The 8,495-nt window shown below is 67.1% G+C and carries 2 protein-coding genes; both read right to left on the reverse strand.

The features are described 5' to 3' along the window. The coding region (locus tag AB4Z47_RS30160; RefSeq protein ID WP_441956028.1) for a type I polyketide synthase at positions 1-1,877 on the reverse strand (1,877 nt) is incomplete at its 3' end. Continuing rightward, positions 1,874-8,495 (reverse strand): type I polyketide synthase (locus tag AB4Z47_RS30165; protein ID WP_441956030.1); only part of this gene is annotated, 6,622 nt, incomplete at its 5' end. The genes AB4Z47_RS30165 and AB4Z47_RS30160, both read right to left, overlap by 4 nt.

An 8,495-nucleotide genomic window follows, 5' to 3' on the forward strand; every position in this document is an offset into this window, starting at 1 on the left:
ACCTCTTCGGTGTCGAGGAACATCAGATCTTTCAACGACCGCCCCAACAGGGGGTCGAACTGGGCACACACCTCATCCAACGCCGCCGCGAACACCGGGAACGCGTGATACAGGCCCGCACCCATCCCGACCCGCTGCGCACCCTGACCAGTGAACAGGAAAGCCGTTTTCGCAGAACTTGCTTTCGCCTCGATCGCGCCTGGCGAACCCGCCGCCAATTCGGCCAGACCGGCCAACAATTCGCCCCGATCTCGTCCCACGACGACACCGCGCCAGTCCGACAGCGCCCGCGACGTCACCAACGAATGCGCCACATCCCACACATCCGCCTCGGGATCACCGAGCAACCACTGCCGCAATCGATCCGCCTGAGCCCGCAGCGCATCCTCGGACTTGGCTGATACCACCAGCGGAACGACATCCGAAGCGATCGGCTCCGCAACCGCCACCTGCTCGGGCTCGTCTCCCGCCTGGGCGGCGACCGGATCGGCGGGCGCTTCCTCCAGAATGAGATGGGCGTTGGTACCACTGGCCCCGAACGACGACACACCCGCCCGCCGCACCCGCTCCCCCGCCGGCCACGGCTCACTGTCCTGAAGCAGCCGCACCGTACCCGCGGACCAATCCACATGCGGCGACGGCACATCCACATGCAACGTCTTCGGCAACATCTCGTGCCGCAACGCCTGCACCATCTTGATCACACTCCCCACCCCCGCTGCCGCCGACGTGTGACCGACATTCGACTTCAGCGAACCCAAACGCAGCGGAGTGGACGCACGCTGCTTCCCATAGACGCCGATCAATGCCGACGCCTCGATCGGATCCCCCAGCATCGTGCCCGTGCCATGCGCCTCCACCGCATCCACATCCGACGCAGCCAAACCCGCATTCGCCAACGCCTGCACGATGACTCGTTCCTGCGCCAGACCATTCGGCGCAGTCAAACCGTTACTCGCACCGTCCTGATTCACCGCGCTGCCACGCACCACCGCCAAGACGGTGTGCCCGAGCCGCTGGGCATCCGACAACCGCTCCAACACCAGCACTCCCAGCCCCTCGGAGAAGCCGGTCCCGTCGGCGGCCGCCGCGAACGCCTTGCAGCGCGCATCCGACGACAGCGCACGCTGACGCGCGAACGCGATCAGCAGAGCCGGATCCGACATCACCGTGATACCGCCCGCCAGGGCCAGCGAGGCGTCGCCCTGCCGCAACGCCTGACACGCCAGATGCAGCGCCACCAACGACGACGAGCACGCGGTGTCGACCGACATCGCCGGGCCCTCGAAGCCGAAGGTGTACGCGATCCGACCGGACAGCACACTGTTCGCGACACCGAGGTAGGCATGACCTTCCGCCTCCGCGGTAATGGTCGGCGAGCCGATACGAGGGCCATAGTTCTGGTGGATGACTCCGGTGAAGACGCCGGTGTCACTGCCACGCAGCGATACCGGGTCGATACCCGCATCCTCCAACGCCTCCCACGACGCCTCCAGCATCAGACGCTGCTGCGGATCCATCACCACAGCCTCACGAGGACCGATCCCGAAGAAGGCGGCGTCGAAGTCGCCGATGGAGTCCAGGAACCCGCCTTCACGGGTGTAGATCGTGCCCGGCACATCCGGATCCGGGTGGTAGAGCCGATCCAGATCCCAACCCCGATCGGTCGGAAACCCACTGACCGCATCGACACCGGAAGCGACCAGATCCCACAGCTGCGCAGGGGATTTCACACCACCCGGATAGCGGCAACTCATCCCCACGATCGCGATCGGCTCCCGCGCCCGCTCCTCCAGCTCCCGAATATGCCGGTTCGCGGCGCGCAGGTCTCCGGCCAGCTTCTGCAGAGACCGCGTGAGTCGTTCCTCGATACTCATGCCCGACCAAACTCCTCATCAATCAAATCCAAGAGCTCGCTGCCCGAATGCGCAGCAAAGTCGTCGTACCCATCGCTCTGCCGTCGCCCGCCGACATGAGACCGAAGACGGTCACTGATATCGAGCAATGTGGTCACCGTCGCCTCGTCGTCGCCCGCCACAGCAAGGACACGTTCGACCATCGCCTTCAAATGAGCGAGGTCCCCGGCCTCGGTGCGCTCGACGGGATCGTCGATCGGAGCGATCTCCTGGCGGACGTAACCGGCCAGAGCCTCCGGAGTGGGATAGGAGAACATTGTGGTCGAAGACAATTGCACCCCGACCGCCGATTTCAGCCGGTTGCGGAATTCCATCACACCGAGCGAGTCGAAACCGAGATCTTTGAACGGCTTGTCGGAGGCGATCGAGTCCGCGGTGCCCTGCGCCAGGACGGCCGCGGCGTGGACGCGGATCACGTCGAGAATGACGCGTTCCTGCTCGACTGCCGAGCGTCCGAGCAATTGCGCCGCCAAGGGCGCGGAGCCCGCGGAGCGCCCATTCAACGCTGTCTGCTGCTCGCTCGTGGCGGCGCTCACCCGGCGGCGCGCCGGCCGTGCCACGCCGCGCATGATCGCGCGCGAACCATCGGGATCTGTCTCGCCGAGCGCGTTCCGATCGATTCGGACCGCCGCGAACGCCGACCGGCCCCCCGCCAGTGCCGCGTCGAACAACGCCATACCGTCCACGTCACCCAACGGGATAAAACCTTCCCGCCGCAACCGAGCGAAATCAGCCTCCCCGAGCGCACTGGTCATACCGCCGCTCTGCTCCCACGGCCCCCACACCACCGACGTCGCCGGCAAACCACTCACCTGACGGTGCTGCGCCAACGCATCGAGGAACATATTCGCCGCCGCATAATTCGCCTGCCCCGGATTTCCGGTCACACCCGCGATCGAGGAATACAGCACGAATATCGACAGATCCGAGTCTTTGGTCGCCTCGTGCAGATTCCACGCCGCATCCACCTTCGGCCGCAACACCATCGCAATCTGCTCCGCCGTCATCGTGGCCAGCAGCCCATCGGCCAACACACCCGCGGCATGAACGACACCGGTCAACGGGTGCTGCGCAGGAATCGCCGCCAATACCGCCTCCAGCGCCACCCGATCAGCCGCATCACACGCGACCACATCCACATGCGCACCGAGCGCAGTCAGCTCGGCGGTGAGCTCGGCCGCGCCGGGCGCCTCGGGACCACGCCTGCTCGTCAACACCAGCCTGCGCACACCATGCGCGCTGATCAGGTGCCGCGCGGCCACCGCACCCAATCCCCCGGTACCGCCGGTGATCAGCACCGTGCCATCAGGCCGCAACGGAGTCGGTACGGTCAGCACATTCTTGCCGATATGCCGGGCCCGGCTCAGATACCGGTACGCTTCCGGTGCCTGCCGCACATCCCACGCCGTAGTCGGATACGGCGCCAACACCCCGGCATCGAAAAGTCCGACCAGAGCAGTCAGAATCTCTCCCAGCCGATCCGGACCCACCTCCATCAACATGAAACTGTGGTAATCCACCCCCGGATGCTCGGCAGCCACCAGGACCGGATCACGCCGATCGAGCATGCCCATCTCGACGAACCGACCACCGCGGGGCATCAACCGCAACGACGCATCCACGAATTCGCCTGCCAGCGAATCCAACACGATATCCACCCCACGACCACCGGTAGCCTCGAAGAACTTCTGTTCGAAATCCGAACTCCGCGAATCACCGATCTCGGAATCACCGAACCCCATATCGCGCAACACATTCCACTTCGGCTCGCTCGCGGTCACCAACGTCCGCAAACCCAAATGCCGTGCCAACTGCACCGCCGCCATACCCACGCCACCCGTAGCCGCGTGCAACAACAGGGTTTCACCAGCCTGCGCCCCGGCCAGATCGACAAGACCGTAATAGGCAGTCGAATACACGATCGGCACCGCCGCCGCCTGAGCGAACGACCAATTCGGCGGCATCGGCGCAAGCAACCGACGATCAGCCACCGCAACCGACCCGACACCCGAAATCAATCCGAAAACCCGATCACCAGGCACGAACTCGGTCACATCCGGCGCCACCTCCAGCACCACACCAGCGCCCTCACCACCGATTCGACCATTCGGGTCCGGGTAAGTGCCCAACGCGATCAACACGTCCCGGAAATTGAGACCCACCGCCCGCATACTCACCCGAACCCGCCCCGGTCCAAGCGGTTCCAACAGACCCGGGTTGTCGCTCAGACCGAAATTGTCAGCGGTCAACGTACCCTTGCCACGCAAAGTCAACGCCCATGTCGAGGAGCCGACCGGCTCGGTGTGCACACCGGACGAGCCGAACGGGACATTCATTCCATCGACGGCGACCCCGAGCCGCGGCACGTGCGCCGTCCCCCGCCGCAACGCCAGCTGAGGTTCACCGGTGAGAGTGAGGGCCAGTGCCACGGCATTCCGATAGTCAGCCCAGTCCTCGACGTCCACGATGACGATACGGTCCGGGTTCTCGCTCTGTGCGGTGCGCAGCAGACCCCATGCCGCGGCCGCGGGCAAATTCACCGGCTCGCCGGGATGCACCGCCACCGCACACCGGGTCACCGCGACGATGAGCCGCTCGGCCGCCAGCAGCCGCCGCAGTCGCGCCGCCAGCGTGATCACCGAATCCCGCACCGTCGACGGGAAATCGTCGTCGACGGCCGCAGCGTCGATGCGCGACCGCTCACTCCCCCGCTGAGCGTCGAGCCGCACTACCGTCGCGTCCCGTTCCGCGATCGTGACGGTTTCACCGTCCTCGGCGGGGCTCCAGGCGTCGGCCACAGTGCGTTCGCTCGCGGGGTCTGGTAGCGCGACCCAGTCCACCGTGTAGCCGGCGTCGCCGGTCCGCCGGTCCGCCGGTCCGCCGAGCGCGTCGGTCGACAGCGGCCGCAGCGTCAATGCATCCACCTCGGCCACGGCCGTGCCCGACGCGTCGGTGAGCGTCACCGCGATTCGCTCACCACCAGATGCGGAGCCGGTCGCGCGGACCCGCAGTGCGCTCGCCCCCGTGGCGTGCAGCGTGAGGTTCTCCCATGAGAACGGGACGACGATCGCACCGGCCCGCGGGTCGGGAACCAGCCCACCGAGCAGGATCGCGTGCAGCGCGGCGTCCAACAACGCCGGATGCACACCGAACTCCACAGCCTCCGATCGGATCTGCTCCGGCAGCGCGACCTCCGCGAACACCTCGCCGTCGCGCCGCCACAGCGCAGTCAGTCCCCGAAACGCCGGTCCGTACTCGTAGCCCAGCTCGGCCAGATCCGCATAGGCATCGTCGATCTCCATTGCGGTCGCGTCGGCCGGGGGCCAGCTGTCCATACGCGTGTCGGGGGACGGCAGGTCCGACTGGGCGGTGACGGTCGCGACCGCGTGCCGGACCCACTGGTCCTCGGCCCGATCGGGTTCGTCGCCACCGCACGAACGCGAGTACACCGACACCGTCCCCATGCCCATCGCATCCGGTCCCCCCGCCACCACCCGCAGCTCGACCGCTGCCGCGGACGGCACCGGCAGGGGCACCTCGATCACCAACTCCGCCAGCCGCGGGCACCCGACCACCGTTCCCGCGTGCAGCGCCAACTCGACGAGAGCGGCGCCGGGCAGCAATGCCACCCCGGCGACAGTATGGTCGGCCAACCACGGATGACCGGCTCGAGACAGCCTGCCGGTGAATACCACGTCCTGGGAATCCGGCAGCCGCACCATCGCGCCCAACAGCGGATGTCTCGCATCGTCCATGCCCGACTGCCGCACATCCGCCACGCCGACCGGCTGCAACCAATACCGCTGGCGCTGGAACGCATACGTAGGCAGCGGCACTCGATCCCGGACGCGGCCCGCGAACAGCGCTGTCCAGTTCACCTCTGTTCCCGCGACAGCTGCTCGCGCCAGCGCCGACACGAACTGGGTCGACTCGTCGACGGAGTGCCGGGCGGCCGCGACCACCGTCGAGCGGGCCTCGATGTCCCGCGTCTCGGCAAGACACTGCCGAGTCATCGCTGCCAGCACAGCATCCGGACCGATCTCCACGAACCGCCGCACCCCTGCCTCGACCAGAGTGTCGATCCCCGGCGCGAACCGGACACACCCGCGCACCTGCCGCACCCAGTAACCCGGATCGGTCACCTCCGCGTCGACCACGACGCCGGAGACGTTCGACACGATCGGGAGAGTCGGCTGGTGATAGGTCAATCCTTGGGCTACACCCCGGAATTCGTCGAGCATCGGCTCCATCAACGCCGAGTGGAACGCGTGACTGACCCGCAACCGGGAGGTCCGCACTCCGTCCACGGCAAAGGTGTTCTCGATCTTGTCGATCGCGAACGCGTCTCCGGACAACACCACCGACGACGGACCGTTCACCGCCGCGACCGACAACCTGCCGTCGAATCCAGCGACGATTCCCGCCGCATCCGCCTCCCCCACAGCCACCGCCAGCATCGCCCCACCTTCGGGTAGCGCGCCCATCAGCCGCCCGCGCGCCACCACCAGGGCGCAGGCATCCTCGAGCGACCACACTCCCGCCACATATGCGGCGGCCAGCTCACCGATCGAATGTCCGATCAGCATGTCCGGTACCACGCCGAACGACTCCATCAGCCGGAACAACGCCACCTCGAACGCGAACAACGCGGGCTGGGTGAACGCCGTGAGATCCAACAGTGCCGCGTTACTCCGATCGAACACCAAGTCCCGCAATAACAGCGCGGAGCTCCCCGAGGGGTGGTGGTCGGGTGACGGGTGGGCCGAGTCCAGCAGCGGATCGATCTGGGCGCACACCTCGTCGAACGCCGCGGCGAACACGTCGAAGGCCGCGTACAACCCGGCACCCATCCCGGTGTGTTGCGCACCCTGCCCGGTGAACAGGAACGCCGCCTTGCCCGTACCCGCTGTCGCCTCGATCGTGCCCGGCGAACCGGCCGCCAAATCGGCCAGGCCGGCCAGCAACTCGTCCCGGTCGCCGCCGACGACGGCTCCGCGGCAGTCGAGCCGGGCACGGGACGTCACCAAGGAATGCGCGACATCCCATACGTCCGTGTCGGGGTTGTCGAGCACCCACTGCCGCAGTCGATCCGCCTGCGCACGTAGACCAGACTCGGAACTCGCCGACACCAACCACGGCACGGCCACCGAGGAGTGGGGTGCCAGCTGCGATACCGGAATTCGACGGTGTCCGATGCGGTCTGTGCGGAGCCCTCCATGGTCACGCTGCGCTACCTCCGCCGGGCTCGACCGCACAGACCGGGCGGGGGCCTCTTCCACGATGACGTGTGCGTTGGTGCCGCTGACACCGAACGACGACACCCCGGCCCGGCGGACGCGCCCGCCCGCCGGCCACGGCTGGGCCGCGGTCAACAGCTCCACAGCACCCGCCGACCAGTCCACGTGCGGGCTCGGCGCGTCGATATGCAAGGTCTTCGGTAGCGTTTCGTGCCGCAACGCCTGCACCATCTTGATCACACCACCGACCCCTGCCGCGGCGACGGTGTGTCCGATATTCGATTTGATCGACCCGATCCGCAGGGGTTGTCCCGCACGACCCTCCCCATAGGCGGCGATCAGCGCCTGGGCTTCGATCGGATCACCCAAGGTGGTCCCGGTGCCGTGCGCCTCCACCGCATCCACATCCGACGGCTCGAGCCCGGCATCGGCGAGTGCCGCCTCGATCACCCGCTTCTGTGAGGGACCGTTCGGCGCGGTCAAACCGTTGCTCGCACCGTCCTGATTCACCGCCGTCCCGCGTACGAGGGCGAGAATGTCGTGCCCGAGCCGCTTGGCGTCGGAGAGCCGTTCGAGCACCAGCACGCCGACGCCCTCGGAGAAGGCGACGCCGTCGGCAGCGGCGGAGAACGATTTGCACCGCCCGTCCGGTGCGAGTCCGCGCTGCCGCGCGAAGTCGACGTAAAGCCAGGGACTGGCCGCGACTGTCACGCCGCTCGCGAGCGCCAGCGAGGTCTCCCCCTGCCGCAGTGCCTGGCAGGCCTGATGCAGCGCGACCAGCGACGACGAGCACGCGGTGTCCACGGTGACGGCGGGCCCTTCGAGGCCAAGGACATAGGCCACCCGACCGGAGGTCACGCTGCTTTGGGTGCCGGTGAGTCGGTAGCCCTCCAACTCGCCGGTCACCCGATCGAAGTAGCCCGAGTAGCATGCCCCGACGAACACTCCGGTGTCACTGCCGCGCAACGAGGCCGGGTCGATGCCCGCGTCCTCCAATGCCTCCCAGGACGCCTCCAACAATTGACGTTGCTGCGGGTCCATCGCGGATGCCTCCCGCGGACCGATCCCGAAGAAGCCGGCATCGAAATCGCCGGCGTCGTAGAGGAATCCGCCGCGACGAGCGTAAACGGTGCCGGGCTTGTCCGGATCCGGATCGATCAACCGGTTCAGATCCCACCCACGATCCGCCGGGAACTCTCCGGTCGCGTCGGTTCCGGAGGCGAGCAGGTCCCATAGTTCGTCCGGTGATCCGACACCGCCGGGGAATCGGCAGCCCATCCCTACGATGGCGATCGGTTCGTCTGCTCGGACCCGGCGGGCGGTCTTCTTGACCGGTTGGGTC

Origin of the sequence: Nocardia sp. 2TAF39, from assembly GCF_052114905.1 — a bacterium.
Lineage (GTDB): Bacteria > Actinomycetota > Actinomycetes > Mycobacteriales > Mycobacteriaceae > Nocardia.